24 protein-coding genes and 1 pseudogene are annotated in these 26,130 nt (G+C 66.0%); 15 read left to right on the top strand and 10 right to left on the bottom strand.

Features of this window, described 5'->3' with window-relative positions:
* Positions 1–376 precede the first annotated feature (376 nt).
* Both AMYAL_RS46465 and AMYAL_RS0129960 read left to right on the top strand, forming a co-directional pair.
* A pseudogene (locus AMYAL_RS46465) lies at positions 377–865 on the top strand (TauD/TfdA family dioxygenase); the annotation flags it as partial.
* Positions 862–2,124, top strand: coding sequence for an NAD(P)/FAD-dependent oxidoreductase (locus AMYAL_RS0129960; RefSeq protein WP_143267657.1), 1,263 nt, complete (start codon positions 862–864; stop codon positions 2,122–2,124). The pseudogene AMYAL_RS46465 and the gene AMYAL_RS0129960, both read left to right, overlap by 4 nt.
* Positions 2,125–2,599: 475 nt before the next feature.
* On the opposite strand, the gene AMYAL_RS0129965 is transcribed toward AMYAL_RS0129960, so the two are convergent.
* The 3 genes from AMYAL_RS0129965 to AMYAL_RS0129980 form a co-directional block, all read right to left on the bottom strand.
* Positions 2,600–2,998 carry a hypothetical protein gene (locus AMYAL_RS0129965; RefSeq protein WP_209447257.1) on the bottom strand — a complete coding sequence of 133 codons (399 nt, stop codon included), beginning with the start codon at positions 2,996–2,998 and terminating at the stop codon, positions 2,600–2,602.
* A 519-nt stretch (positions 2,999–3,517) separates the two neighbouring features.
* Positions 3,518–3,664: an Imm1 family immunity protein gene (locus AMYAL_RS49440; protein WP_020634973.1), complete on the bottom strand. Its 147-nt coding sequence runs from the start codon at positions 3,662–3,664 to the stop codon at positions 3,518–3,520.
* 198 nt (positions 3,665–3,862) lie between these two features.
* The gene (locus AMYAL_RS0129980) at positions 3,863–4,690 is read right to left on the bottom strand and encodes an SAM-dependent methyltransferase (RefSeq protein ID WP_020634974.1); all 828 of its coding nucleotides are present in this window, start codon (positions 4,688–4,690) and stop codon (positions 3,863–3,865) included.
* A 309-nt stretch (positions 4,691–4,999) separates the two neighbouring features.
* On the opposite strand from AMYAL_RS0129980, the gene AMYAL_RS0129985 reads away from it, so the two are divergent.
* The 4 genes from AMYAL_RS0129985 (at position 5,000) to AMYAL_RS0130000 (ending at position 8,575) form a co-directional block, all read left to right on the top strand.
* Positions 5,000–5,275, top strand: coding sequence for a hypothetical protein (locus AMYAL_RS0129985; RefSeq protein ID WP_020634975.1), 276 nt, complete (start codon positions 5,000–5,002; stop codon positions 5,273–5,275).
* A gap of 62 nt (positions 5,276–5,337) precedes the next feature.
* Positions 5,338–5,838 (top strand): sigma-70 family RNA polymerase sigma factor, encoded by a 501-nt coding sequence (locus AMYAL_RS0129990; protein WP_020634976.1) that lies wholly within the window; start codon positions 5,338–5,340, stop codon positions 5,836–5,838.
* Positions 5,835–8,159 (top strand): EAL domain-containing protein, encoded by a 2,325-nt coding sequence (locus AMYAL_RS0129995; protein WP_020634977.1) that lies wholly within the window; start codon positions 5,835–5,837, stop codon positions 8,157–8,159. The genes AMYAL_RS0129990 and AMYAL_RS0129995 overlap by 4 nt, the downstream gene beginning before the upstream one ends.
* A gap of 26 nt (positions 8,160–8,185) precedes the next feature.
* The gene (locus tag AMYAL_RS0130000) at positions 8,186–8,575 is read left to right on the top strand and encodes a hypothetical protein (RefSeq protein WP_143267656.1); all 390 of its coding nucleotides are present in this window, start codon (positions 8,186–8,188) and stop codon (positions 8,573–8,575) included.
* Between the two features lie 23 nt (positions 8,576–8,598).
* Here AMYAL_RS0130000 and AMYAL_RS50855 read toward each other — a convergent pair whose 3' ends face one another.
* Entirely contained in the window at positions 8,599–8,724 is a 126-nt protein-coding gene (locus AMYAL_RS50855) for a hypothetical protein (protein ID WP_280632812.1), read from the bottom strand.
* Between the two features lie 121 nt (positions 8,725–8,845).
* Between AMYAL_RS50855 and AMYAL_RS46470 the strand changes: the two genes are divergently transcribed.
* The 4 genes from AMYAL_RS46470 to AMYAL_RS0130025 all read left to right on the top strand — a co-directional run bounded on the left by AMYAL_RS46470 (position 8,846) and on the right by AMYAL_RS0130025 (position 12,797).
* On the top strand, positions 8,846–9,532 hold the full coding sequence (locus AMYAL_RS46470) for a site-specific integrase (RefSeq protein WP_020634980.1): 687 nt from the start codon (positions 8,846–8,848) through the stop codon (positions 9,530–9,532).
* 303 nt (positions 9,533–9,835) lie between these two features.
* A complete protein-coding gene (locus tag AMYAL_RS0130015) occupies positions 9,836–10,966 on the top strand; it encodes a tyrosine-type recombinase/integrase (protein WP_245193147.1) in 1,131 nt (376 codons plus the stop codon).
* The gene (locus AMYAL_RS0130020; RefSeq protein WP_020634982.1) at positions 10,963–11,298 is read left to right on the top strand and encodes a helix-turn-helix domain-containing protein; all 336 of its coding nucleotides are present in this window, start codon (positions 10,963–10,965) and stop codon (positions 11,296–11,298) included. The genes AMYAL_RS0130015 and AMYAL_RS0130020 overlap by 4 nt, the downstream gene beginning before the upstream one ends.
* A complete protein-coding gene (locus AMYAL_RS0130025; protein ID WP_020634983.1) occupies positions 11,295–12,797 on the top strand; it encodes a hypothetical protein in 1,503 nt (500 codons plus the stop codon). The genes AMYAL_RS0130020 and AMYAL_RS0130025 overlap by 4 nt, the downstream gene beginning before the upstream one ends.
* 20 nt (positions 12,798–12,817) lie before the next feature.
* Here the strand turns inward: AMYAL_RS0130025 and AMYAL_RS0130030 are convergent, their stop codons facing one another.
* Positions 12,818–14,077: a hypothetical protein gene (locus AMYAL_RS0130030; RefSeq protein ID WP_020634984.1), complete on the bottom strand. Its 1,260-nt coding sequence runs from the start codon at positions 14,075–14,077 to the stop codon at positions 12,818–12,820.
* 112 nt (positions 14,078–14,189) lie between these two features.
* Between AMYAL_RS0130030 and AMYAL_RS0130035 the strand changes: the two genes are divergently transcribed.
* Complete coding sequence (locus AMYAL_RS0130035) at positions 14,190–14,720, top strand: AbiV family abortive infection protein (protein ID WP_020634985.1); 531 nt, start codon at positions 14,190–14,192, stop codon at positions 14,718–14,720.
* Positions 14,721–14,823: 103 nt separating this feature from the next.
* Here AMYAL_RS0130035 and AMYAL_RS48625 read toward each other — a convergent pair whose 3' ends face one another.
* Both AMYAL_RS48625 and AMYAL_RS0130055 read right to left on the bottom strand, forming a co-directional pair.
* A complete protein-coding gene (locus AMYAL_RS48625) occupies positions 14,824–15,573 on the bottom strand; it encodes a tetratricopeptide repeat protein (RefSeq protein ID WP_167336171.1) in 750 nt (249 codons plus the stop codon).
* Positions 15,574–16,186: 613 nt separating this feature from the next.
* Entirely contained in the window at positions 16,187–16,579 is a 393-nt protein-coding gene (locus AMYAL_RS0130055; protein WP_020634989.1) for a hypothetical protein, read from the bottom strand.
* Between the two features lie 555 nt (positions 16,580–17,134).
* Here AMYAL_RS0130055 and AMYAL_RS0130060 point away from each other — a divergent pair.
* Together AMYAL_RS0130060 and AMYAL_RS49445 are read left to right on the top strand one after the other, a co-directional pair.
* Positions 17,135–17,551 carry a hypothetical protein gene (locus tag AMYAL_RS0130060; protein WP_020634990.1) on the top strand — a complete coding sequence of 139 codons (417 nt, stop codon included), beginning with the start codon at positions 17,135–17,137 and terminating at the stop codon, positions 17,549–17,551.
* 582 nt (positions 17,552–18,133) lie between these two features.
* Positions 18,134–18,286: a hypothetical protein gene (locus AMYAL_RS49445; RefSeq protein WP_020634991.1), complete on the top strand. Its 153-nt coding sequence runs from the start codon at positions 18,134–18,136 to the stop codon at positions 18,284–18,286.
* Between the two features lie 147 nt (positions 18,287–18,433).
* Here AMYAL_RS49445 and AMYAL_RS47885 read toward each other — a convergent pair whose 3' ends face one another.
* Together AMYAL_RS47885 and AMYAL_RS49450 are read right to left on the bottom strand one after the other, a co-directional pair.
* Positions 18,434–19,285 carry a DUF6283 family protein gene (locus AMYAL_RS47885; RefSeq protein WP_020634992.1) on the bottom strand — a complete coding sequence of 284 codons (852 nt, stop codon included), beginning with the start codon at positions 19,283–19,285 and terminating at the stop codon, positions 18,434–18,436.
* A gap of 216 nt (positions 19,286–19,501) precedes the next feature.
* Positions 19,502–22,507 (bottom strand): tetratricopeptide repeat protein, encoded by a 3,006-nt coding sequence (locus tag AMYAL_RS49450; protein WP_143267655.1) that lies wholly within the window; start codon positions 22,505–22,507, stop codon positions 19,502–19,504.
* A 179-nt stretch (positions 22,508–22,686) separates the two neighbouring features.
* Here AMYAL_RS49450 and AMYAL_RS46480 point away from each other — a divergent pair, with 179 nt between their 5' ends.
* Together AMYAL_RS46480 and AMYAL_RS0130090 are read left to right on the top strand one after the other, a co-directional pair.
* On the top strand, positions 22,687–23,559 hold the full coding sequence (locus AMYAL_RS46480) for a hypothetical protein (RefSeq protein ID WP_020634995.1): 873 nt from the start codon (positions 22,687–22,689) through the stop codon (positions 23,557–23,559).
* Positions 23,560–23,752: 193 nt separating this feature from the next.
* Positions 23,753–24,943: an RES family NAD+ phosphorylase gene (locus tag AMYAL_RS0130090; RefSeq protein WP_020634996.1), complete on the top strand. Its 1,191-nt coding sequence runs from the start codon at positions 23,753–23,755 to the stop codon at positions 24,941–24,943.
* A gap of 178 nt (positions 24,944–25,121) precedes the next feature.
* On the opposite strand, the gene AMYAL_RS46485 is transcribed toward AMYAL_RS0130090, so the two are convergent.
* Positions 25,122–26,096 (bottom strand): hypothetical protein, encoded by a 975-nt coding sequence (locus AMYAL_RS46485; protein ID WP_020634997.1) that lies wholly within the window; start codon positions 26,094–26,096, stop codon positions 25,122–25,124.
* Positions 26,097–26,130 lie beyond the last annotated feature (34 nt).

The raw sequence follows: 26,130 nt of genomic DNA on the forward strand, positions 1-26,130 counted from the left end.
ACCAACGTCTGGAATCAGGGTGTCCGCTCCCAGGGGGCAACTCCACTACAGTGCGCTGGAATCCGTGTGTCGCGCGTTGCCAGGTGGCGCGTCTGGAGTTGTCGTCCTTGTACACGCCGTTCGGCGATGACCTGAAGGCAGAGTTGTTTGGCGGGGCTGGGTGCCCGTGATCGGCTTCTGGTACCGGTTCCGTAGGGTGAAATGTGTGTTTGATGACGACCTGAAGGTATGCGGCGCTTGCGGTGTGACACAGCAGCACCACGGGCAAGCCTGCGATCCAGGCGAGCTTGCACGGATTGCGGAACTGGAGAGGGAGGTGGACCTCGTGTTCGCGGCGCTCGTCGACCCCGTTCGGGCCTGACGGGCCCCGGACTACACCAGCCTGCTGACGCTGCGCCCGGACCCGGCGGGCGGCGGGAAGTCGGTGATTGCCGATCTCCGCGCGGCCATGGATCAGCTCGACGAGGACGGCCGGGAGTTGCTGACCCGCCCTGTGTTCGCCGAGGGCCGAGCCGAGCGCCTGCAAGGGGTAGGCGAGCCTTTGTCGACGTTCTCGGTTCTAAACGAACGGTCCTCGGAGCACACGTGGATCCGCTGGGCGGGGAAACTGCTGACCGACGACCGCAATGCCGCCTACCTGCCGGTCCTGACACGGTTCGCGTCCCTGCTGGAGACCACCGCGCGGCAGGCCCTGCTGCGGCGCGGGGAACTGCTGATCGCCGATCAGTGGCGGGTCGCGCACGGCCGTACCGCCCTGGGCCGCCAAGACCACGTCGCCCCGGCTGCCCGGCGGCTGCTGTGCCAGGCCAAGGTCCGATTCGACGCCGACGCCCCCATCCACGAGACGCTGCGGTGCGCGGCGTGACCGGCCGGGACACCGCGGACGTCGCGGTCATCGGCACCGGCGTGGTCGGGCTGGCCGCCGCGCACGAACTCCTCTCGCGCGGCCTCACCGTCACCGTCATCGGCCCGCGTCCCGGCAGCGCGCCGGGGCAGGCCAGCGCGGCGGCGGGCGCGATGCTGTCGCTGTTCTCCGAGGCCGGCGCCGGGCAACCTCCGGACCGGGTCGAGCTGGAAGTCAGTCATAGGCTCAAGGCCTTCGCCCGCTACCCGGCGTGGCTGGACCAGCTCACCGGACTCTCCGGCCAGCCGGACGTCCCGCTGACCCCAGGAACGTGGGTGGCGGCCACCAGCACCGACCGAGACCACCTCGCCACGATCGCCCGCGCCGCCTACACGGCCGCTCATCCCGCCGAAGTCCACGACCACCCGGTCATCGACGGACTCCAGCCGCAGATCCCGCCGGCGGCGGCGCTGTGGCTGCCAAGCGAACCGAGCATCGACATCACCCGGCTCCTGGCTGTCCTCGCCGCCGTGGTGGCCAGACACCCCCACGCCCGGTGGCACACCTCGCCCGCGACCGACGTCGACCTCGGCGCCGTTGAGGTCCGTGTCCACTGCGCGGACCACCAGCTCGTGACGTGCGCGCAGACGGTGCTCGCGGCGGGCGCCGGCATCCCCGCTCTGCTCGATGACCGCGGACGGGAGCTGGAATTACCGCCGATCCTGGCCGGACGCGGGGCCAGCCTGCTCATGGACGCCCCGGCGCTGGCGACCGAACACACCGTGCGTACCCCGAACTCCGCCTTCGCCTGCGGCACGCACCTCGTCCCGCGCGCAGCCGGGACGGTCTACCTCGGCGCGACGAACCGGCTCACCCTCGACCCCGTCCCCCATGACGGAGCGACCCTGGACGAGATCGCGACAGTGATCCGCGACTCCACCCGCATACTCGACCGCCGTCTCAGCACCGCTGCCCTGATGCGTGCCCCGATCGGCTACCGGCCCTACACGATCGATCACCTGCCCCTCGTGGGCCCGACCGCCTATCCACGCGTTCTGCTGGCCACCGCGACCTACAGGTGCGGGGTGCTGCTCGGTTGTCTGGGCGCGTCAGACCAACGACCCGGTGGTGACAGCGAAGTACTGCCGGAAACTCTGAGTCGTGGTCGATCGGCGTTCGGCGTGACGATGCCGTGCGCGAACCCCTCAAGGGTCCTCACCTGGCCGGGGCGAACGCGGCACCCGTGCCGCAAACCGCGGAGTCTCGCCGCGGAACTCTAGAAGCCGGTCTGCGTTTTCGGACTGGCGTTGACACCGCGCGATCCCAAGGCGGTGGCCCTGACGGTATCTTCACCACGAAGGGCCGCCGCCGACACCGGCGTCAGCTACGTCGCCAGCGCCTTTCCTCTCGGCGCCAACGGGTCACCCGTGCCGGCTCATACACTCCCGCCAGTGGAACGAGAGGTGCCGCTGACGTCCCGGTTCACCTCGTGGCCGATTGAAACGATCCGAGCCTTCCTCTCAGCCCATATGTACCGATCGATGGATCCTGTCGAGAACGCGAACGGCACAGCGTCGGCACTGCGGCCACGCTGCCGTGGCTGCGGCGACCTGTCTGAAAGGCGCCGGACACCAGTGGGCATTCGCTTACCGGGATCGCTGACACGATGTTCACTTGCGCTGCGGAATGGAACAGGTTGCAGCGAAGGCGGTTGCGGTGTGGTGCAGCTCGGAGCGGCGACAGATTTGTTCGTTTCTACAGTCCGGCGGCCTGGAGCAGGCAGGTGCGTTCGTAGTCGCACAGCCCGATATCCGCCGACAATCCGGTATCGGCCAGCAGCCGGGTCACGTGGTCCGCGTTCGCGACGAACGCTGACCTGCACAGTGCTCGTTCAGGGTGGTCTTCCTCGCGGCCGTTGATCACTAGGGCCGTAGCGTTGTCGGGGTCGGTGGGCTCGGAGAGAGCGGCGGCCACCAGTACCATGTCGAACAGTTGCCGTCGGCCGAGCACAGTGGAATCAGCCGCTAGCCGCAACAGGAACGGCACAACCGCCGGCATCACAGCGCTGATGCGCAACGGCGATGACATCACCAGCCAACCCAACACCCGCTCGGCTTCCTCGGCCGCGTCGGCGTCGAGCAGGCCACGCAACACGACCGGGACTCCCTCTGGGCACCCGGGGATCGCTGACCACGCCACATTCTCACATCCGACTAACGCAGGATGCGGCGAGCCTTCCTGCGCGAGCTGCGGGTACGCCGCCGTCAGAGCCGTGATGGCCGTCGCTGCCGCGGCGAGGTCGATGTGGCACACCGGTACGCCTCCTTCACCATCGAACTGCGATAAGGTACTTGGTCCGGCTGCAAGCAGATGACTGCGCCCACGGCCCTGGAAGCCCGTGAAGAGGATAATGACCGCTTCAGCTCCGGACCGACGGGCGGATGCGGTTCATCGGCACGTGGATCCGTGACTACTCAGACGGCTTCACGATCGGAACGTGGCTACGCAAGGAACTGGTCGTGCTGACCGTGGAGAATCGGACGAGCTAGGGGTCGATTCAGCTGGCGCTCTAGCGACGGTGCTGGATCCGTCGGCGACGGGCCGTCGGGATAGTCCAGGCCTTTCTGAACCTCGGCTGACGGGTAAGCGATGGATGTCGCCGCTCTCGGTCACCTAGGTGATATTGCCGGGAAGTTGCTGGTGTGTCGGGAGATGGTGTGCGGCGGCGTGCACTTCCGGCGCGGGGATTTCGGCGTTGGCGGGGTAGAATTGTTCGCCGGTGTCGAGGTAGTACGTCAGTTCGTCCCAGCCGTCAGACAAGGAGAGGTGACGGTCCGTCGATCAGTCACCGCGGCCGTGGATGGTTTCGCCCTGGGCGCGGCCCTCGGGCCGATCCACGCCGGGGCCGGCGGATCGGCACGGGCCGAGACGACACAGGACCATCGCTCCAGGCGAGGTCCAGTCGGCACCCTGTTGTCGCGGTATCGCAGGTCCGGTGAGGTTCGTTCGCCGCGGCCGTCAGGGCAGGCGGGCGACGGCACCGAGCACGAGGTCGTGATCGGTGCCGGTGGGGTCGTTGGTGGTGGCGCGCCAGGCGTTAGCGATGGTGATGCCCGGCGGGATGATCTCGAGTTCCGTGAGCCAGCTGGCGAGGGTGGCGTGGCTGCGGGCGGCTAGCGGGCCGGCATCGTTCTGGTAGGTCCGGATGCCGTCACGCACTTGTGCCTGAAGTTCAGGCGAGGCCGCCTCGTCGCTGAGATGGGACAGGGCGAGGTAGCTGCCGCGGGGGAGGTTGTCGCGGTAGCCGGCGAGTATTCGGTGTGGGTTGTCGCGGTCGGGGATGAAGTGCAGGACACCGATCATGAGGACCGCGATGGGCCGGGTGAAGTCGAGCAGGCCGTGGACGGCCGGGTGGTCGAGGATCTCGGTGGGGTGGCGGAGGTCGGCGTCGAGGACGACGGTGGCGGGGTCGTCGCGCAGCAGCCGCTTGCTCTGCGCGACGGCGATGGGGTCGTTGTCGACGTAGACGACCGCGGTGTCCGGGGTGTCCGGGGTAAGCGCGCGGGCCACGTGGTGGACGCCGCCGACGGTGGGGATCCCGCAGCCGAGGTCGACGAACTGACGAACCCCGTTTTCGACGAGGTAGGTGACGACGCGGCGGAGGAAGTGGCGGTTTGCCATGGCCGCCGTTTTCATGGCGGGCAGGGCGCGGAGTGCGCGTGCGGCGAAGGCGCGGTCGACGGGGGTGTTGAAGGAGCCGCCGAGGAAGTAGTCGTTGACGCGGGCGATGCTGGGTTTCTCTGGATCGAGGGAACGGTGTGCCGGGGGAGTATTCGCGTCCGGCACCTGTGCTCCCTTCGCCCGAATATTCAGGCTAGCAATGGCATGTTGCCGGTTGCATCCTCCAGGCAGGGGGTTGCCCGGTGCGTGCACCACGGTCGCGGGAACGGCCCAACCTTGTCACCGATCCGAGTGAGACGCGACTCGGTAACAGGGCCTTATTCCTGGCGCGCGTTCATCCGGTGGGGGTTGTCTGCGTTCTTTCGAGGGACACGAGATCAAAAATCGCCGGGTTCTTCCGAGTAGAGGGTGACGGCGCGCTTTCCCCGGGGCGGGTCTGTCGATCCACTATCCCGATGGAAGGAAAACCCCGAGATGTCCCCGAACTGGTCACCGCTGCTGATCGTCGCGGTGTTCGCCGCGATGGGCTGGGGTCCTGCGCGGCCCGGCCTGGCCCGCGCCGGGCGGTGTGCCGCGACGATGCTGCTGGCGTGGTGGGTCGCGATGATCCAGACCTGGGCGGCGGTCCGCGTCCTGCGTGAGATCGGCGCGCCGCACGGTGGTGTGCGGATGGCGGCCGTGGGGCTGCGCGCTCCGGGTGTCGCGCTGACGGTCGTGCTGGCCTCGCAGCAGGCGCAGGGCGTCGAGTGACCCACTCGGCTCACCCGCCGGCACGGACACCGTGGACAGAGCAGGACTACCTGGAGTGCTCGATGATCGTCAGCGAGAAACGCGCCGGTCTCACACAGTTCGTCCGCAGGTCCGCACCGTCGGTGGATCACGACAACGTCGTCGGCGAGGCACTGCTCGCGCTGTACATGAACTGGCACAAGATCCGCGGTGAGAAACTCGCCTGGCTGTACCGGGTCGCGCAGAACAAGGCCATGGACGCGATGCGGGACAAGAACTTCGGCCACACGGAGATCGACGAGGCCGGACTCATACCGGGCCGGTCGGTGCTGGTGGGGTCCTGGATACCGCCGCGGCCGGGGGAGTGGATGCTGTTCATCGACGCGATCGGCGCGCTACCGCGTCATCTCGGGCTGACGTTGACGTTCCTGGACAAGGGATGGCGCCTGGAGGACATCGCCGAATACCTGGGCGTGAACTGCGCGACCGTCCGGTCCTACATCTCCCGGGCGAAGAAGGAGCTGACCCGCGAGATCTACGCGCCTGATTCCGGCAATGGCACTCGTGAAGGGACGGATCGATGACCACAGCGGCGCTCCCGCCTGGCGGCGACCACCACGACCGGCACACCGTGCCTGCTCCGTCCTCGGCGGAGGGGAGCGGCGAGGCGGCCGGGGTGCCTGACCCGCTGCAGGCTCCGATCACCGCAGCGTGGGAGGTCACCGCCGATCCGGAGATCACCGACCCGGCGGTGGAGGCGATGGTCGCGGCCGCGGTGGCGGAGGCGGACAACCCGCTGCAGCCGGGCCTGGAACTGACCGTGGATGACACTGTCGAGTTCGGGCGCCGCTGGTACCGGACCCTCGCGGCGAGCACCTGCCTGCCGCTGCAACGCGCGGAGGCCGAGCGGTTGTTCGGCCGCTGGACCGCCGCGCTGCTGGCCGCGTTCGGAGCACCGATCCCCGATCCCGGCGGCACCGTGTCGCCGGTCGGGGAGGTGGTGAGTCCCGCCGAGATCGGCTATGACCTCGCCTACGGCCACCGGCTCGCGGCGGAGACCCTGGGCCTGTGCGTGTCGTTGCTGTCGGACCTGGCCGCCGAGTTCACCCCGCGTGCCCGCCGGGCGGTCACCGCCCGTGTGATCGGCGAGTTCAGCGGCGGTTTCGCCGAAGGCCTGCAGGAACGGGTCCGCGACGACCAGACCGCGCTCACCTCCGCGGTCCTGAACCTGGGGCTGGCCGTGACCGGCGATGGCACCCGGGCCCGCCGGTTCCGCGCCGCGGTCACCAGCGCGGTCACCGCGATCCTGCGAGTGGACGAGCACGGCGCGATCACCGAAGCCAACACCGCGGCCTTGACCCTGCTCGGCCGGCCGCTCTGCCAGGTGCGCGGTGTCCCGTTACCGGATCTGGCGTTCTACGCCGAGGACGCCGAGGAACTCCGCCGCGCCCTGGCGACCCTGCCGCGCGACCGTGGCGGCCTGCCCGATCTTCCTCAGGTGACCACCGAGTTTCGGATCCGCGCCGACGCCCAGCAGCCGCCGCGGTGGGCGACCGCGACCATCGGCCGCGACCACGACGCGGGCGAGGACGGCGATGTCACCGTCGTGCTGACCAACGTCACCTTCCTGCGGGCGCTGGAACACGGCGTCGACCTCGAACCCACCACCGGCCTGCTCACCGAAGTGGCCTTCGCGCAGCAGACCCGCCGGATCCTCGCCGACACCCCGGATCCCGCCGCGCTGCTGACCATCCGCCTCGTCGGCTGGGCCCACCTCGACCACGTCCTCCCGCAGGACCTGCGCGCCCGGCTCCTCGCGCAGCTGCACTCCCGGATCCGCGGCGTGCACGACCCCGCCCGGCACCGGCAACTGGTCGGTCGCCGCGGTGATGACGTTCTCGTGCTGCTCTACGATCTCACCGATTGGACCACTGTGATCCACCTGGTCAAACAACTCTCCGACTGGCTACGGGACCCGGTCCGGATCGACGCGCACCAGATCCGCCTGCGGCCCCGCATCGGCATCGCCGAAGCCCGCCCCGCCGACACCCTCGACGACCTGCTGCGCCGTACTCGCCGCGCCCTGCACGACACCGACGACGCCCGCGCCCCCTGGATCCACGCCGATCCGCCCGCGCACCAGCCCGGCCGCGACGACCATCACCAGCTCGAACTCCTCGCGGAACTGGCCACGGCCCTCGACAGTGACGACCTGGACGTGGACTACCAGCCCATCCACACCGCCATCGGACGGCTCGCCGCGGTCCGTCCCCTGCCCTGCTGGCGAAGTCCCGACGGGACCCGACGGGACCTGTGCGACATCGCGGACCTGGCCGACCACACGGGGCTGTTGTCCGCGGCAATCCCCGCGGTTCTGGCCCGCACGGCCCGTGACTGCGTCACCTGGTCCGCGCACGGCGAGGCACCGACGATCCTGCTCGGGCTGCCTGGCAGCACGGTCCACGACGAGCCGCTGCTGGACAACCTCACCACCATCGCCGCCGACACCGGAATCCAGCCGGACCGGCTCCAGTTCGCCGTTCCCGCCCACGCCCTCACCGGACACCCCGCCATCCTCCGGCGGCTGCGTGAACTCCCGGTCGGCCACACCGGCATCCGCCTGGCCTTGACCGACGTTCTCGACGACCACATTCCGCTGCAGGCGTTCACGACCGTCAACTGGGCCACCATCGCGCTCACCGCCAGCACGGTCGCCGCGCTCACCGCGACCCCCGCCGGCGGGCTACCGCTCGAGGCGGCCCTGCGAACGATCCGCGCCCTGAACGCGCAAGCGCTCACCGACCACGCCGACCGCGGGCGCGGACAGCACGATTTCGATCTCTACCAACACAACAGCCGCCTCAGTGCATACGAGGTCGCCGGTCGGATCGGCACGCCCGGCTGAGCTGCGTCGTCCACAGACGATGATACGTGCGCCCGGCCCTAACACCGACCGCGGTCGGCGCGGTTCCGGAGCCGGGCGCACGGGTGCACCGGGCGCTGGAGGCATCCGGGGTGGGCTCGGCGATGTCGGCGGCCCAGGGCTACGCCGTGGCGCGCTACGCCGCCGCCGTCGACCACCACACCCTCTCCCTCACCGACGCCGAGTTCACCGCCTGGCTCGACAGCGCCGGCGGCGACTGGGAGCGGCCGCTACCCGGATCCCGCGTGCTCACCGGCCACGGCGACCGGGTCGCCACGCACGCCACACGGGCCTGGGCGGACCTGAACCGGTTCCCGGACATCGACCCGAGCGGGGAGAGCTGGGACGACCCGGCCGTGTCCCTGGCACTGCGGCCCCTGCTGAATGGGCCTTCTTAGAGGAACTCGCCTTCAAAGAGGGTCTACGCGGCGCTGGCCTCGCCTGGCGGCGAGCGTTTCCGGTGTCGCCACGTCTCGATCAACGTCTCCAGCGATACCGCGTCGGAGAAGGGCTCGCTGGCGATGTCCTTGGCCCAGGCGTGGAGCATCGCCATCACGTCGGGTGCGGGCTCGTGCCCGGCGGGCCTGGTCGCACCGGATATATCGCCGGAACACCGCGAAGCGCAACATCAGTGTCGAACGTCAAGTGCGGCTGGGCTCGTGGTCTAGGTGGGCGGTTTCGTCGGGTCGGATCCGTGCGCGTGGCTGACCTGGTACGCGGACAAGAAGCACTGGACCGCGCCGGCCGAACGGCGGCGCGAGCACGTCGACGAGACCAAGGCCGTGTCCAGGTCCCGGATCGACTGGCTGTGCCGCCGGCGCGACGTCCCGCTACGGGAGAAGACGTTGTGGCGGATGCTCTACGAGACCTCCGCCCAGGCGGCCGAGGTCCTCTCGGTCAACATCGAGAAGCTAGACCTGGCCAACCGGCAGGCGCCGGTCGTGGTCAAGGGCGGCGACACCCGGTGGATCACCTGGGGCACCGACACCGCCCGTCTGCTGCCGAGGCTGATCGCCGGTCGGACGAGCGGGCCGCTGTTCCTGTCCGAGTACCGGCCCGGCCCGCACCGGCGGGCGACCCTCGACCCGGACGACATCTGCCTGGAGACCGGCCGGGCCCGGCCGGGCTACAACCGAGCCCGGATCCTGCTCGGCCAGTACTCCGACGGGCTGGAACTGCACCAACTGCGGCACAGCTCAGCCACCCACCTCGGGGAGGCCAACACCTCCGCGAACGTGATCATGGCCAAGACCGGGCACAAGTCGCTGCGCAGCGTGCAGCGCTACGTCCAGCCCGGTCTGGCCGCCGTGCACACGGCTACCGAGACGCTGTCCAGCCCACGACGGCGAGGCTAGGCCGTTCCGGCAGTCAAGTTCTCGCAGGTCAGGGGTATATCCGCCCAAAATTCCGCGAATACTACAAGCGCCGCCAATTGCAGCAGATGCGAATTCGCGACAGTTCGCGAAGACGTCCACAGTGGATGCCGCGCTTGCCGTGCGGCCAGCACTCGAAGCGGCGCGGCGAGGTGAGCCTACCGGCCCACCCGACGGACCAGCTCGGATCGCGTCGGTCACTCGTTCGGCTGGTTGTACTGCGGTTTTCTGGACGACTCGCATCAGATGCGATTCAGTCGCGTTTGATGCGATTAACGGAGAGTGGTGGCCGGAGTGAGGCCGATCGGCGTGGCGCCGGGTGCGGCGAGCCTGCAACTGGTGGGCGGGGTGTCACTGCTGCGGCCGGAGGAGCAGGTGTTCTCGGCGATGCTGGCCGGGTTCGCCAATCAGCAGCTCGCCCGCAACCTGGCCCGCTCGACGGTCGAGGGCCGCGAGCACACGGTTCGGGCGTTCTCCCACTACGTCAACGCTTTCCCGTGGCAGTGGTCCCCGGCGATGATCGACGAGTGGCTGGGTGATCTGCGGTCGCTGCGGGAGCTGAAGCGCTCGACGATCCGGTCATACTCCGAAGCGGTCCGGTCTTTCTGCCACTTCGTCACCGACCCCGCCTACGAATGGACCGCGACCTGCGAGGAGCGGTTCGGCACGCACCCGATCCAGGTCGTGCACGAGTGGAACACTGCCCAGCACGTTCAGGCCAGCGAGGCGGACGCGAAGGAGCGGGCCTTCACGAGGAAGGAGCTGCACGAGTTCTTCGCCTACGCCGACGATCAGGTGGCGCGCATCCGCGCGTTCGGCCGCAAGGGCTGGCTGCCGGCGCTCCGGGACGCGACGCTGTTCAAGACCGCCTACGCCTTCGGGTTGCGGCGCAACGAAACCCGGATGTTGGACGCGGCCGACTTCGCTCGCAACGTGGCCGGGGCGGAGTTCGGCGAGTACGGGTTGTGTCGAGTCCGGTTCGGTAAGGCGAAGAAGGGCTCACCGCCCAAGCAGCGCAGCGTGATGACCGTCTGGGACTGGACCCCCGACATCTTGGACGAGTGGTTCGGTGAGATCCGGCCCTTGCTCGGCGCGGATGGCAGCCCAGCGGCCTGGCCGTCCGAGCGCGGAGCACGGGTGGGTTGCCAGCGGCTGGATTCCCGGTTCGTCGCCTACCGCCGCGAACTGGGCCTGGACGACGGGTTGGATTTCCACTCGCTGCGCCGTTCCTACGTCACGCACTTGATCGAGGGCGGCTGGGATCCCCGCTTCGTTCAGGAGCAGGTCGGTCACGAGCACGCGTCCACGACTTCGATCTACACCTGCGTTGGCTCGGACTTCCGCGAGCGCACCCTGCGTCGTCACCTCGACAGCGTGGTCGCCGCGGCTCTGGCCGGTCCGGAAGTGCTGTCATGAAGCGGAAAGTCGGCTATGCCTGGCGGCTGCGGGAGGTCATGGCCAGCCGCGGGATCTTCACCGCCACCGAGCTGGTTCCGCTGTTGCAGGAACGGGGCATCGACCTGTCCGCGTCCCAGGTTCACCGCCTGGTCTCCGGCACTCCGGAACGACTCTCACTGCAGGTGCTGTCCGCGTTCTGCGACATCCTCGGCTGCACGCCGGCCGACCTGGTGGCCATCACTGCGGAGAACGCCGGAGTCCGCAAGACCGCCACCGATGACCGCCCCGCATCGTCGGCTGCGGTCGCGAGGCTGCGGCCTCGCGCCGCCCGGATCCTGCCCGGCGAGTGAGTCCCGCCTACCGCACCCCCGAACAGCGGGAACGCTGGCACAAGCGGACCTGCGCGCGCTGCGGCCGGTTCGGCTTCTTCGCCGCGGTCTGGCCCGACGGGCAGGTCTGCCGCACCTGTGAATGCCGCGCCCTGCGCGTTCAGGGGCGCTGTCCCGAGTGCGGCGAGCACCGGCTCCTCCCTGGCCTCCGGCCTGCCGACGCCGTCGCGATCTGCACCGGCTGCGCCGATTTCCGCCCGTCCTACGCCTGCTCGCGCTGCGGCCAGGAAAGCCAGCTGCGCGCGGGCCGCCTCTGCCTCCGCTGCACCCTGTCCGACCAGCTCGCCGCGCTGCTGGACGACGGCACCGGCCAGGTTCGACCCGAACTGGTTCCGCTGCACCGCATGCTCGTGGAGATGAAGAACCCGCGCACCGGGCTGAACTGGCTCGACGGGCGACCACCGAACGTTGGGGCGGCGGCGAAGCTGTTGCGCGGTCTGGGAAACGGCGACATCGAACTCACGCACGAGGCGTTCCACCGCCTCCAGCCCTGGCGGGCGGCCGCGCATCTGCGGGAACTGCTCATGTCCTGCGGCGTGCTGCCACTGGTGGACAAGCAAATCTGCTCGTTCGAACGCTGGCTTCGCACGCACCTCGACGGCATCAGCGTCCCCGACCACGAGAAGATCGTGCGCCGGTTCATCACCTGGGAAGTCCTGCCCCGGCTGCGCAACCGCGCCGCGCATAGGCCGCTCACCCCATCCACACGCTCGTTCGCCTCCGACCAGGTCAAGCTGGCCACCCGGTTCCTCACCTGGCTCGCCGACCACGAACGAACCCTGGAGCTCTGCAACCAAGCTGGCATCGACGACTGGCACGCCAGCCACAGCGAGCACGAACGGAGATCGCTTCGCGGCTTCCTGATCTGGGGCATGACCAGCAAACTCCTCCGGCCACTACGGCTGCCGGCTCAACTCATCACCCGCAAGGCCCCGCTGCCAGAACCGGAGCGGATCGCGCTGCTGGGCCGATTACTCTCCGGCCACGACCTGCCACTGCGGCCCCAGGTCGCCGGCGTGATCGTGCTGCTTTACGCACAACCGCTCAGCCGGATCGTCCGGCTCACCGTCGACGACCTCACCCGCGACGGCGACGAAGCCTTGCTCCGCCTCGGCGAACCACCCTCACCAGTCCCAGCGCCAGTCACAGACCTCCTCCTGGCCTGGATCGCCCAGCGAGACAACATGAACACCGCCACCAACCCGAATTCCCGCTGGCTGTTCCCCTGCCGCCGCGCCGGACAACCAATGCACCCCAGATCACTCGGCATGCTGGTGATCGGGCTCGGCGTCCCCACCACCACCGGACGCACCTCGGCCATCGGACACCACGTGCTCACCATGCCCGCACCCGTGGTCGCCGACGCCGTCGGCTACCACCCCGTCACCACCACCAAAATCGCCACGAGAGCCGGAACCACCTGGAACCGCTACGCCCCAGGCGACCACGACCGTGTTTGAAGGGCGAGTCTCTGACTCTCTTACTCAGGCAGGTCGAAGTCCGGCGATGAAGCCACGCGACTTGCTCTCAAGACCTGGGCGAGCGTCGAGAGCGCCTCGAAGACGCCGAGGGTCTCGCCAAGGAACTCCAGGTACGTCATCCCTGCCGGGTCCTTATCGCTGACTACCTGACCATTCTGAAGATCGTGGTGCGCCGTAGCGTGCCCGATCGTGTTGCGTCGACGGTTGTCGAGCAGAACCGCGAACGACTCCCAGCCAGGAACCTGAGCCACGTAGGCGATCTTGTACGCGTTCGACAGACTGTCGAATTGCTTGAGGCTCTTGGGATGCTTCTTCACGGGCACGCTCTCGGGGTGGACGTCCCCGAAGTCATCGGGGTTGTCCCGCCTAACAGTGTTCTGAGCTGCCACCAACGGCCATAGGCACTTACAAGCGAGCTCGAATCCATGCTGATAGAGATCCCTTACCGTCGAGAACTCGTCCCGGAACAGCACCAGCTCATCGAAGGCCCTCTTCTCCTCCGCGCCGACGAACCTGCCGAGCAGGCCCATCTCCCACGAGTCTTGCTGTTCCACGAAACGGTTGAGCTCGGTGAACAGATCTCGCTCCAACACGGCAGACGCCTGCCCCCGACGCCGGAAGGTCAAGGCATGGTCCGGATGCCGGTCCAGCGCCGCGGCGTGCTTCCGCGCGAAGCGGGCTAACACTCTCGCACTGGAGTTCCCGGTGGTCCCTGTGATCGTAGTCGTGACAACCTGCAGAGCGTGGTACGCGACGGTGGTCCGCTCGTGGCTCGTGCGCGGCTCCCACTCAAGCCCGAGATGCTTCTGCGCGATGCGAGTGAACATCTCGGCATTGCCCTGGAGGTAGTACTGGAACAGCATCCGGACCTTGGGCCACAAGGCCCGGCCAGCTTCGAGGGTCTGGTGGCGCTCCGACTCGAACTCGCCAAGGACGTCGCGACCGAGGATCCGCAAGAGCGTCATCGTGGGGAACGCCCCGGCGGGAGCGAACGAGTCTGCTTCATAGAGCGACGGCACGAACGGATCGATGGTCACCACCGATACGCCGTCCGGCTCGGGATCGCGGCTGCTCAGCACCTCGCAGTCGATGTCGATCCGGTAGTCCGAAAGCTCGGAACCCGACATTGACCCTCGAATCGGCAAGCGGCACTCGGGGCACGGCAGATAGAAGCGAGTGCCGCGGGTCGGCCCAACCCCGAGCCGCGCGACAAACATTTCCTCGCAGCCGGGACACTTGAGGTGGTAGCGGGAGATCACGGATCCAGGTTATCGACGACGGCCTCGTGCCTAGCGCTCGAAGCCACCGTAACCGGCTTGACTGGCGATCACCAACCGATCAGGCTTCTCCTCCTAATCGGAGGAGTACGCCATGGCCCAGCGGACATCAGCTCTCACACCCGAGCAAGCACGTGCTTTCGGGGAAGCGGCCCTGGCCAACGCCGCCGCGCTGCTGGATGACGCCAAGATCCTGCTCGATCACCACAAATGGGCTCGGGCCTGCGCCCTCGCTGCCCTCGCCGCTGAGGAGTACGGCAAGTTCCAGCTATGCAAACAGGTCGCCATCAGCCCGCCCGCGGACTGGAGCACCTTCTGGCACGCCCTGAAGACCCACGACCCCAAGATCCGGGCCTGGTCGGGGGAGCTCCTCGACAGCATGCAGCCGCCCGGGGGCGGCGGGGAAGACGCCTGGAACCGCGCCCGTGACGTCATGACCATCCCCAACAGCACATTCGCCAAAGCCGTGACCGGCAGCAAGATGAGCGCGTTCTACGCCGACTGGGACGACCTCTCCGGCCAGCCACTCATCCCCGGCGACCGAGTCAACGAACACCTCGCCCGGAACATGGTCAACGCCGCGAGCCGCGTGGTCCGCCAGAACGACCCCGCCCTCAAGCGCTGAGCAACACTGTCCTGGCTCACGATCGTGTGTTTCGCTGATACCCCAGGCGATCACTCACCGCCACAACCACGACGAACCCGCAACAGCTGAATACACGACCGTTTTACACTTCAGGGACCGGTGTTGACGTTTCCTCAGTGGTTCGTTCGCTGAACTTCTGATGGAGGTCAAGAGCCTTTCGCAGTTGAGTGAGTGCTTCGTCATGGCGGCCCATGGTCTGCAACACGCGACCGAGGCCGACCCTCGTCTCCGCTTCGGTCTGCGGACTATCGAGTTCATGGGCAAAGTCAGCCGCTCGCTGGAATGCATCGAGTGCTTCCTCCAGCCGACCCTCCTCTTTCCACGCGTCGCCGAGGCCGATCAGCGACTCGACTTCGCCGTGGAGGTGGCCTAGTTGTCGCGCGATCAACAGTGCCTGTGAATGAGCGTCGATTGCTTCCTTGTAGCGTCCGAGCTGGTTCAAGGTAGTTCCGAGAACCCTCAGTGTTTTAGACTCGCCAAACCGATCATGACGCTCTGATGCGTCCCTATGGGCTTGCCGAACAGTTGCGAGTGCTTCGTCGTGCCGTCCGAACGCGCGCAAGGCGTCCGCAAGATTTGCGAGACTCGTGGGATTGACATGGCTATGCCCGGTGCTGAGTTCGACGACTTGCCCTCCGGTGTCATCTACCAGGTTGGCTGGGGGTTGCCCAGCCACGGACGCCGAGCGGCTGGCCACTCCGACGTTGCCGCTGGTTGTGGCTGCGATGCGTCGGACTATCTCGGAGGACGCCTGGCCGCGTTTTCTGTCGAGCACAATCTGGAGCTTCGCGGCAGCGACCTGCTCTGATGTGACCGTCAGCGGCTTGTTCATGCTTCTTCCGCCTGCGCTTCGTGTTCCTCGACCAAGTTGGATAGGCCGCATGTGTGCTCTTCCAACTGACGTTGTGAGAAAACCTCCAGCAAGCGTAGCTCGTCCTCCTGAGCAAGATCTGATTCAGCTAGCGCGGTCAACAGGGTCAGGCCTAGGACCCTATTTTCCTCCGAGGACTGGTCCCTGGCAAGGTCGACGGCCCAGGTGAATCGCCGCCACCACTCCTCCCTGCGAGCAGCGGCTTCCCTTTGCCCAGTAGCGCGGTCATTCCCTCGGGCGGCGTGCCGTACCCCGAGATAGGCCGCCCCAGCAGTGAGCAGGCTCGCGACCACAGGCAGGGTCGCCAAGAACCACGAAGGCACGTCACCTGCCTGAGTCTGGACCGATCGGCTGCTGTCGCAGCTTAGGCGAGATTCAAGCAGACCGGGTACAGCACGTTCGGGGTGACCGCGACCCGTTCGAACTCTTCGTCACCCCGTCACCCGGTCAGTGAAGCCCGTTCCCCGCCTTGGTTGGTCGCTCGAGTTAGGTCGCCACATGCGAGCCGATACGCCACTGACGATCACTTTCCGCTACAACCACCGGAGAACTCGCGATAGTTGAATAGGCGACCTCACCAGTCGGCGACCCCTGCTACCGAGACTGATCGCCGGCGGTGCCGTGGCAGCGGGGGCCAGATCTGCCGCCACACCGGTTCGCGCCCGACGAGGTCGACCAGGTCGAGGGTCTCGCCGTCGTCGGGCATGGTCCTGGCGGCGGGGTAGTGCTCGATCATCCACAGCGGCTCTCCGTACTGGCTGGTGAGCGCGGCGTGGATGTGTTCGGCCGCGTTGGTGACCGAGGTCCCGAGTCCCGGGTCGGTGACGAGGGCCAGGTGCCCACCGCCGGGCACGGTGAACAGGCGCAGGTGCGCGTAGCCGCCGCTGCGGGCGGTGGCCGGGTAAGACCAGACCGGCTCGCTGGGCACCAGGTCACCGGGCGCGGGCAGCGGCGGGAACGCCGTCACTTGAGTTCGCCGCCGTCCGCGCTGATTCCGGCTGGACGCAGTCCCCGGTCACGATCCCAACGTGGCCGAACACCCCACACGCGAGGGATCGACTGGTCGGAGGGTTTGTCCGACAGCCCGGACAAAACCCTCCGACCAGGCAGGACACGGCAGTTCTGTCCGGGACGGTGGACAACGCTGGCGACGCGAACCGCAGCCTTGGCAAGCTGACACCCACTGGTCAGGCAAGGCCTCACCTCATCGCTCGAGAGCGATTCCGGGCAGGCGATTCAACACGCATTAGGCGGGGGTTCTCGGCGCACTTCGACGAGGCTTGGCCTCCGCGGCATCAACCGCGATGCCGCGGATCGGCGGACGGGAAGCCCGGAAAAGGCTCTGATCAGCGGTTCTCTGGGGAGAGTTGGATGGCTCGGGCCGCTCCGGCGGGGTTCTTGCCGACGAGGCTGCCCCGAGAACGATGAAGAAGTGCGGAAAAGACAAGAGAAATCATTGGCGACCCGGAATGCGGAGAAGATGCCTGATTCCGGTCGGCAAAGTCGGGAAAGGAAGCAGTCCATGGAACGGAAATTCGTCACGCTGGCGGTGACCGGTGTGCTCGCGGCTATGGTCTTGACACCGGCCATAGCCAGTGCCGAGCCGAGCTCGGCCTCTCGGATCGCGTTCTCCGAGACCGGCGCGAAGAGCGCCGGGGGGTGGAACCAGTCGTGCTCCAACACCATGTGGAGCTGGGGCACCGTGACCGTTCGCGGCGACCGGGTGTACCTCGACGGCGGGTTCCGCTCCAGCGATCCTGACGGAGTGTTGGAGCTGCGCTTCAACCGGGCCGATGGAACGACGCATCGCAAAGAGAGGGTCGATCCAGGCAACTTCAACTACAACTCGGCCCTCAGACACACGAAGTCGGTCTCCGCCAATCTTAGTGTCAAATGGCTGGGTGGCGTCACGTTCAAATGCAGCCAGCAGGTCTACTAGCGCACTGCGGTCGAGACCTTCGCTCGGTGGCAAGGTCTCGACCGGCGGCTCCGCCGGCCTGATCACCGCTCGATGGTCGTCGAGTGCTCATCGGCCCTGAGGTTGCGCGGCGGCCCACTACCTCGCCGTGCAGGACCGCTGACCGGGTCGCGTGGTGACGGCCGTGGGCACCCGTCCGGTGCTGGACGAGACACGGCAGGAAGCGCACGATCGGGAAGCGGCCGCGAGCTGGTGGCCGAGCATGGTGTCGGCGAGGGTAAGGCCCGCTCGCCGGTAATTGGTTTGTCCGTGCGGGAAGGACAGGCCCGGGGTGACGGCCGGGAGTCCTCGATCGGGGCCTTATCACGATGGATGTGTAGCGCCCGGCATCCGGAGCCGGTGCGTGAGCGCACCTGCGGGCGTTCCGTGGGTGGCGCACACCGTGCCCTGATCAGGCGGGCATGGTGTGGGAGGACGGTCCCGCGTCTGCCGGGCGCTCCCGATGATGTTCTCCGTCTCTCGCTGAAACACGTCCGTGCGCATCGCACGGCACCCAGCCGTGCCCTCGCGCGCGCCCGGACTCCGGGAGGGAGGTGAATCGTGATGGCCAAGGAGACCCCGATGGACCGCGAGGCGGCCGACCGAATCTCGGCGGCCGCAGACCGTAACCCGGCATCGCCGACCGCGGAAAGCGGCTTCGACGACCGCGCCCAGGCCGCCGCCGACCGCAACGACGACTATGACGAGGACGACTGAGTGAACCCGTGCCGGGGCCGCGCGGTGACGCCGTGGCCCCGGCACGCCCTGAGCACTATGGCCTGACACCCTTCGGCGGGTCAGATCGGCGAGGCGTTTGCCGCGGCGATGTTCGCGCCGGCCTCGACGAATCGGGCCAGGCGCGTGTCAAGCAAGGCCCGCACCGCCGGGTCGACGCCGGCGGGCAACGTCTCGTGCACCGCGGCGAACAGGTCCACGACCGAGAACGGGGAGCCTGTCGTGAACTCGGCCAGGAACCGTCGCAGGCCCGCGCGATAGCCCGGCGCTGGCGAGGGTGTCGCGGAGCTGCTCGGCCTGGTCGGTGGTGAGCGGGCCGAGGTCTTCGCCGCTGCGGGCCACGATGTAGCTGCGGATCACAGCAACGGCGTCTTGGCCCGAAGTCGATGCTCGGCTGGTGAGCACCCCTGTGTCGGCGACCTCGGCGGCGTCCTCGAGCATAGGGTCGCCGGCGTCGAACCCGACGTTGTCGACCAGGAAACCGTGAATGACCGTAGCTGTCCGACTCCGGACCCCGCTTGTTGCAGAATGGGCCGCTGACTCGGCCTGCTCATCGGCCGAGAGAACGCCCACCCCGGAGATCGCCGAGGTGCCGTCGGAGTCCTGGGGACCGGTTTTGCCGTACACCCGGACGAGTTTGTCGATGACCCGGCGGGCCTCATCGGACGGGTTCAGGATCGAGGTGAGGCCGTATACGGCGGCTGCGACCCCGGAGTCCCACAAGGGGACCGGCGACGAGTAGGTGACGGTGAGGTAGGCGGTCTCCGGGGTGATCAGGCCGGACAGGACGCCCATGCGGAGGCTGAGGAGGTTGTCGCCGTCGTGGCAGCCCGCCCAGCCGGCGCATATCCGGGCGAGACCGGTGCCCGTGTTGCCGTGGGACGAGAGTGTGGCCGGGCGGCTGTTCTCGTCGGTGAGGTGGCATTGGAACACGGCAGTGGGCTGCTGGCCGGTGTCCCGGTCGTAGCGGGCTCCACACACCTAGCTACCGCTTGTTGAAGTGGAGATCCCTGTTCGTGATCAGGTCCGCCGACAACGCGAGTTCTGAGCAGTGCGAGAGTTCCCATCCGGACTTTCTGTACCGTGAACACTCCGTGACACGGCTCCCGGAATGCTCCGAACCCGGTCCCCGTCGAGCGCGAAGCCGCCAGGCTCAGTACGCTGGCTCATAGGGATAAGCATTGCACGTCGATATGTCTAGAGAGACTGTGAATCCACAGATACTGACCACGGTTCAGCAATCTGAGCCGCGAGATTGACACCGTATCGTCGCAGGTCACGTTGCGTGTTATGATCTTTAGTTAAGGTGAACAACACGTCAATCCTTTTTTCCGCATCTGCATGAACATGAAGCAGTGCGAACAAGTAGAGATCAAGCGCATCGACGTATCGACGTTTAATCAACTTGTGATCACCGAGCAAAATATGCGAATTAATGTCGCCAAGCTCGACGCCTTGCTCCAAGAAGGCGACAGCCGCGTCCTCGTGGTCGTATTTCAGCAGAGAATTCGCAACAGGCGCCACAGCTACAGCGTTCGCCTTCTTTAATTGAGCCCAAAGGCCCGCCGCAGCATCGTCAAGCCTGCCTTGCCCCGCTAAAGCGACCGTCATTTCGACATCAACATTTGTCGTCGTTTTCCTTTTGATGGTATCAAGATGTCGGTGAGCTTCAGTGAATCGACCAATTCGGCACAACACTGCGACAAGTTTTACCCTTGCCTCATAGTCGCCATCAACCGCAGCCCTATTTAGTAAGTCTGCAGCGGCAAGAAATTTTCGTGATACAGGCGGCGCATACATCCTTCCGCCGTATTGGTCTGCCGCAGCTCGATCTTCTTGCTCGCCTGCCCGTATGAACCCTTCCGCTAACCAAGAGATCGCATTTTTTCGAGCAACCTTGACTGCATTCACATAGCCAGATATGGCAAGTTCTGCGATATCCCATCGCAACGTTAACCCACCCTGCCGAGTAAGGAAGAAATCTATCAACGGAACGATGATGTCCGCGTTTGCAACATCCGGAACCACTTTAAAGTACCAGGCGAATGCTTCTCCTGGCTGGCTGGCCCTACACAAGGCGGCGGCAACCTCCACCACCGGCGGTTCGCACCTCGCCCGACACGCTTGCCGATAAAACTCGGCCGCTTCGCCGCTCCATCCTGCCGCTGCGGCAACCAAAGTCGCCCTAGCTAGCGCATGGCGGTCTCCTGCGCCGAAAGCAGAGCGATAGCACTCCAGAGCACGCCCGGTCAGACCATTCTCGGCATGAACGTTTCCAACCTCCGTCAAGGCCTCAGGGCTCCCTTTTGCGACCGCTTTCCAAGCGTGCCCCATAGCGACTTCGGCGAGGCCAAGCTGAGCGTTGATCTTCGCGGCAAAGGTGGCAGCCTGAGGTACTCCATACTCTACAGCTGCCTGACACCATTCTAACGCCTCTTCTGCCCTGCCCTGCGTAAACAGTATCCTCGCTCCAAGTAGCCAGGCGTAGCGCTTACCTGTCATCGCGTAGACGTCGAGGCGGCGCACGGCGGCGTCAACCTGCTGATTGTCTACCAATAGTTCCGTCGCGAGTTCAACAGCCTCGAACCCACACCTATCAGCTAGCCTCATGAGCCATTCAACGGCTTCGTCTCTCGCTGCAGTTCGCCGCGACCCCTCGGCTTGATCGATCATTATGTCCGCTGCTACTGCCGCCGCACCGAAATGACCTTGTTCGGCGAGTTCACGATACAGCCGAAGCGCGTCTCCTCGTCTCTTCATGCCCTCTAACGCTCTAGCAGTCATCAACTTAGCTTCCTGTCGGCCCTGCCTGTCTGAGTCTCCTAGCAAGTCGACGGCATCCGAATTCCTGCCAGCCGCGATTAGCATCTCGGCTCCGAGTATGATCGCCTGCTGGTCACCCCCATCCACTAAGCGCCGGTACTGATCGAGCGCGTCGTCGATGCGGTCCGCGAGCCGAAGCATCTCGGCCAACTCCAACCGAGCCGCCCGATCGCCACCCTCTGCGGCGCGTAGATAGAAACGCATTGCCCAGTACAGTAGGCAGTGTTTGCGACACTGTCGAGCGAGTGGCACAAGACTTGCGTCATTTGCTGTATCAACCAGGACGGGCATTAGTTGCGGTTCAGGCATCACCGAATCCGTAATACTGGCAACATATCTGCGCTCTATGTAATCGTCAAGCCGATAGTGCATAATAACGGTGTCGTCAACGATGGCTGAGTCAGTCTCAGTCATTACGCTCGCACCCCCAGGTCCCCGCCGCGTCAACTCTGCAAACGTGGCATCGATGCTAGCTTCGTCCACGACATGTTGAACTTTCTGCTTTAGATATGCACCAGCACCATTTATTAACAGATCGCGCGCCAATGTGCGGTCGTGACCAAAGCGTCTTGCAGCGATAGCAAATTCGAAGATGGCACGCTCAAGGAAGCCAGCATTCTCCATGCGGTCGTCTATGTCGTAGACATCCAACATGTGCTGGATGACATATCGATCATCATCGGCTCGCGTCGCAGCTTCTACTACACGAGGATCCTCGGATGCTAGCGCACTTCTCATCTCTCGAAAGCTGAACTCGTCGGCGACCCTGATCTCACTACCTTCAATAAGCAGTTTCGCATGTGGAAAACGGGTGCTGTTGGCTCTTAGTTCACGCAGAGGGTCATTTCGAATAGTGCCGAGAATCAAGATCGGACCCCGTCTGGGATCGCTGAGTGTCTCACGTAGAACGCGGGCGACGGCGTCTCCGAGCTCTCGATCGTGCCCGCCGAGATATCGATCGAGACTCGGCAAGAAGAACACCGTCTTGGGCAATGCCGTCTCCGCCGCGTTAATCAAGGCCTCCGGACTGCTAGGGCTAGCTGCTGGCCATACGGTCCAGTCGCGCAGCAGCAGTTCCCCGGTTCTTTCGACCGATTGCCACAAGGACTCCCACAGTGCTCGCTTCTTTCCCGCAGCGAAGTCACTGACTAATGTCACCATTTTGCTTGAGCCTTCTGCGACACGGACAATCCTTGTCCGGAGCTCGTCGTCGAATTCGCGGACAACGTAGGCAGGCAAGTCGGTCAGATCTTCGCGACCGCCTGCGGCTACTCGGAGTGGAACAAGCTCAAACTGACCAGGCACACAGTTCAGGAGTGGTGAACCGACACTACGCCTGAGGACGCCCTCAGGTTGCCGCTTGAGATCATCCATACGCACCGAGGTTGCTCCTCCATCGAGATCCCACGTCATGCAGGTCATGCGACCGTGCCGGAGCTCCTGTCGACGAGTCCATCCACGCGCCGCGTCCTGCGGCAAACGGTCGTTTCAGGCCGACAAGCAGCAGATTGCTTCGTTAGCACTGATCGGCTAGTTCATCCGTCCGGGTGGATTCGCTCTTGCGGATCGTGAGCTGCGGATCCGCCGTGTTCTGGCCGGGGCAGAGTGCGGCGCACCCCACGCGGCTGCCCAACCTGATCGCCGCCGCGACGGCCACCCGCGCCGATCCGCGCCCCGGCGACACCGCCACGGCGGCGCACGCCCAGCTCGCCGAGCTCTACACCCTGACCACCGACCTCGCGATCAAAACCGGCCGCGACCGACTCGCCTGGACCGTTGCCGACCGCGCGTCGCAGGCCGCCGACGCCAGCGGTGATCTGCTGACCCAGGCCACCGCGCGGCGGGTCTGGGCGATCGTGCTGTGCCGCGCCGGGCACGGCGACACCGCCCAGCAGATGGAGATCGACACCGCGCTCGCCCTCCAGCCCGACCTGCGCACACCCGATCAGCTGTCGGTGTACGGGTCGCTGATGGAAACCGCCGCCTACACCGCCGCCGCGGACGGCGACCGCGACACCGCCAAAACGTTCATCGCCGAAGCCGTCGACGCCGCTACCCGGCTGGGAACCGACGCCGACCACCGGTACACCAGCTTCGGGCCCACCGGCGTCGGGCTCTACCAGCTCAGCATCGCCCGCGTCATGGGCGACTCCGGCACCGCAATCGAGCACGCCCGCCGGATCAACCCAGCCAGCATCCCCAGCACCGAACGCCGCGCCCGCTACGGGGTCGACGTCGCCCGCGCCTACCACCAATGGGGCAAACCCGAACACTGCTACCGCGCGCTGCTCGCCGCCGAGCATGCCTCGCCCGACGAGGTCCGTTACCGCAAACCGACCACGACAATGACCGCCACCCTGCTGAGCCACCCCGCTGCCAACCGGCTGCCGGGCTTGCACGACTTCGCCCGGCGCACCGGCACCGCGGTCTGACAAGCTGCACCCGGTTAGAACCGGCCTTCGGCCGGACCATCGGGACCGCACCAGTAGTCTCTGGCGTCGCCATGCTGTACGCCCGCCGCGTATGCCGTACCGAACCGACGTTGCCATCTAAGGGAGCGGACTATCCGCTGACTACAAACAGATCGCGGTGTCCTGGACGGTGCACGACTTAGGATTACCGGCTATGGGAGCGGACTACCACAGCGCACTTGAAGAGTACGCGGCTGAACAAGAGAACTTGAAGCATCCAGAGACCCGTGTCTGCGTGACCTGCGTACTGGATGCCGACCTGTGGAGGCGCGCGGGAGACGACGTGGTCCACGCGACGTGCGCGTTCTGCGGGCAGGCGCAATCCTGTACCACGTTCCATGAGCTTGCCGGCGTCGTCGAAAGCGTTGTGGACGAGTGGTATTCCACGGTGGCAGAGTCCGGGGCTTACCACGATGAGGGCGAACTAAGCGAGACGACGCACGACATCAAAGATATCGTCGACGACATTCTGGATGGCGCGGTATGTGCGAATCTGTTCCCAGTCTTGTCTGCATACATCGCCGACCGAGACGGCACAGACTACGGTTGGGTCAAGAAGTCTGACCTTTGGGCGACAGTTTACGACTTCACGGCCAGTCACTGGAAAAGCCTGGCGCACAAGCTTAAAAAAGCCGGTGAACCGAGGGATTCTGCCGCTACGGAGCACCTTCCTGAAGAGACTGCCGGACTCTTGACGGAGATCCGGCAAGTGGCTCTTCTGTACGACACCTTCCAAATGTCCTCTCCAGCCTTATGGCGATGCCGACCATGGAACACGTTCCCGCTGGTCGCCAAAGAGCTCGGAAGCCCACCGTTGGGCCGGGGCAACCATGGCCGAATGACAACCAAAGGGCACTCGGCTTTCTACGGGAGCAAAACGCTGGCCTGCGCGGTGCGCGAAGTATCGCAGGGCGACGACGTACCGTTCGCCGCCGGTAGATTCACTCCGTCTCGCGAGATCTGCAACTTGGACATCTTCGAAACCCCAGATCGGCCCAGTATATTTTCGGAAGATGGTCGCGAGCGAAGAGAAGCACTGGACTTCCTCGACCGCTTCGCTGAGACGATGAGTGAACCTAAGTACGACGACGACCCGCGCCACTACGCCCCAACTCAGGTTTTTGTGAAGTTTCTTCTTGACGGCCCCGAGACCATTCGACCCGAAGCCATCCGCTTTAAGAGCAGCCTCGACGGCAATGATAACGAAGAAAACTGGGTGGTGTTCGACGACAATGAACACTGCGTCGACAAACCGCGAAAGACCACTGAGCTGCATCTGATACTCGACGCGGGCTCTGCCCAACGACACCCATCGTCAACGGACTTCCTCAACGGATCTTCATGACGGCCCTAGGTCGCCTGGTGCTGCGGACGCGACGGCGGCCGACGATCCTGTCCTGTTCCCGCACACGCCTCGGTCTCGTGTGCGGTCCGCCGGACGCTTCCGAAGCGCAGTCCGCGCAGGCAGTTGTGGCTGACCGGCCGCTACGCGAAGTGTGAAACGTGAGATCCCGGGGCGCATGTCAGAGGAATGCCTCGGCGAGAGACGGGAGCGCGTCCGCAATGTTGCGGAGCCGGATGTGAGCGGCGTGTTCGGTGACGAAGTCGCGGAGTGCGATCTCGGTAGTTCCGAAGCGGGCTTCGTAGCGTGCCTGTTGGTGGTGTGAGGCTCGCGAGAGGAGACTGCCGACTGGGCTGCTGCTGGTCTGGAGGAACCGGATCGGGTCGGTGCCGGTGACCCAGAGTTCCGGACGGCGTTGGTCGTCGTGCAGGGCTAGGTGGACGAGATCCTTGGTAAGGCCGCGTTTGCGCATCATGTCGCCGCCGGACCAGACGGCGACTTTGAACTCGGCGACTCGCTTGTTGGTTTCGAGGTCGAAGGGTCGCGACTGGTCGTTGCCTGGGCCGAGGGAGGGCCGGTTGGAGACGATTTCATCGTCCTCGAGGATGTGGGGCAGGGCGAGGGTGATGACGGTGGCGTGGATGACGTCGCTGACCCTGCCGACGTCGCGGCGGACGGTCAGCGCGGCGTGTAGCAGTTCTTCGGTCAGGCCGGCGGCCGCAGTGATGTCGGCCGCGGTGGTGCGGTCGGCGTTGAGCAGGTTGTGTTCGAGTGCGCTGATGCCGGTGGTGAGCGGGCCTGTGCGGAGGAACGCGACCAGGGTCGCGAACGCGGCTCCCGCCTCCTCGACCGTCGGCTGATGTTCCGTCGCTGCGGATTCGATCGCTGCCGATGGTGGCGTCGGCCCGCCGGTGGCGTTTGCTGTGGTGGTGCTGGTGGGGAATCCGAGCCTGTCGAACTGGTAGCGGGCGGTGTGTGAGGTGAAGGTGGCGCGGCTGATCCCGAGCATGGTTTCGAGGGCTTGCTTGACGGGGAAGCGGGTTCCTTCGATCTCGACCCAGTGAACCTGAATCGGCTCCGGCGGCCGGCCCCGAAGGCGGGCTTCCACCGTGGGTTGGTCGAGGTCGAAGTGGTCGCCGTTCACCGTGAGCCGCATGCTGACCTCCTGCTGCACCTGATGACGACAAGTT

The organism is Amycolatopsis alba DSM 44262 (assembly GCF_000384215.1).
GTDB classification, from domain to species: Bacteria; Actinomycetota; Actinomycetes; order Mycobacteriales; family Pseudonocardiaceae; genus Amycolatopsis; species Amycolatopsis alba.

Excerpts from the sequence above, each read along its gene's own strand:
- AMYAL_RS50855 (WP_280632812.1), bottom strand. The coding sequence starts at position 8,724 with ATGCTCCACGCCTGGGCCAAGGACATCGCCAGCGAGCCCTTCTCCGAC.
- AMYAL_RS46485 (WP_020634997.1), bottom strand. The coding sequence starts at position 26,096 with ATGCGGCTCACGGTGAACGGCGACCACTTCGACCTCGACCAACCCACG.
- AMYAL_RS48625 (WP_167336171.1), bottom strand. The coding sequence starts at position 15,573 with ATGAACAAGCCGCTGACGGTCACATCAGAGCAGGTCGCTGCCGCGAAG.
- AMYAL_RS0129985 (WP_020634975.1), top strand. The coding sequence starts at position 5,000 with ATGTCCCCGAACTGGTCACCGCTGCTGATCGTCGCGGTGTTCGCCGCG.
- AMYAL_RS49445 (WP_020634991.1), top strand. The coding sequence starts at position 18,134 with ATGGCCAAGGAGACCCCGATGGACCGCGAGGCGGCCGACCGAATCTCG.
- AMYAL_RS0130035 (WP_020634985.1), top strand. The coding sequence starts at position 14,190 with ATGGCCCAGCGGACATCAGCTCTCACACCCGAGCAAGCACGTGCTTTC.
- AMYAL_RS0130090 (WP_020634996.1), top strand. The coding sequence starts at position 23,753 with ATGGGAGCGGACTACCACAGCGCACTTGAAGAGTACGCGGCTGAACAA.
- AMYAL_RS0129990 (WP_020634976.1), top strand. The coding sequence starts at position 5,338 with ATGATCGTCAGCGAGAAACGCGCCGGTCTCACACAGTTCGTCCGCAGG.
- AMYAL_RS0130060 (WP_020634990.1), top strand. The coding sequence starts at position 17,135 with ATGGAACGGAAATTCGTCACGCTGGCGGTGACCGGTGTGCTCGCGGCT.
- AMYAL_RS0129995 (WP_020634977.1), top strand. The coding sequence starts at position 5,835 with ATGACCACAGCGGCGCTCCCGCCTGGCGGCGACCACCACGACCGGCAC.
- AMYAL_RS0130020 (WP_020634982.1), top strand. The coding sequence starts at position 10,963 with ATGAAGCGGAAAGTCGGCTATGCCTGGCGGCTGCGGGAGGTCATGGCC.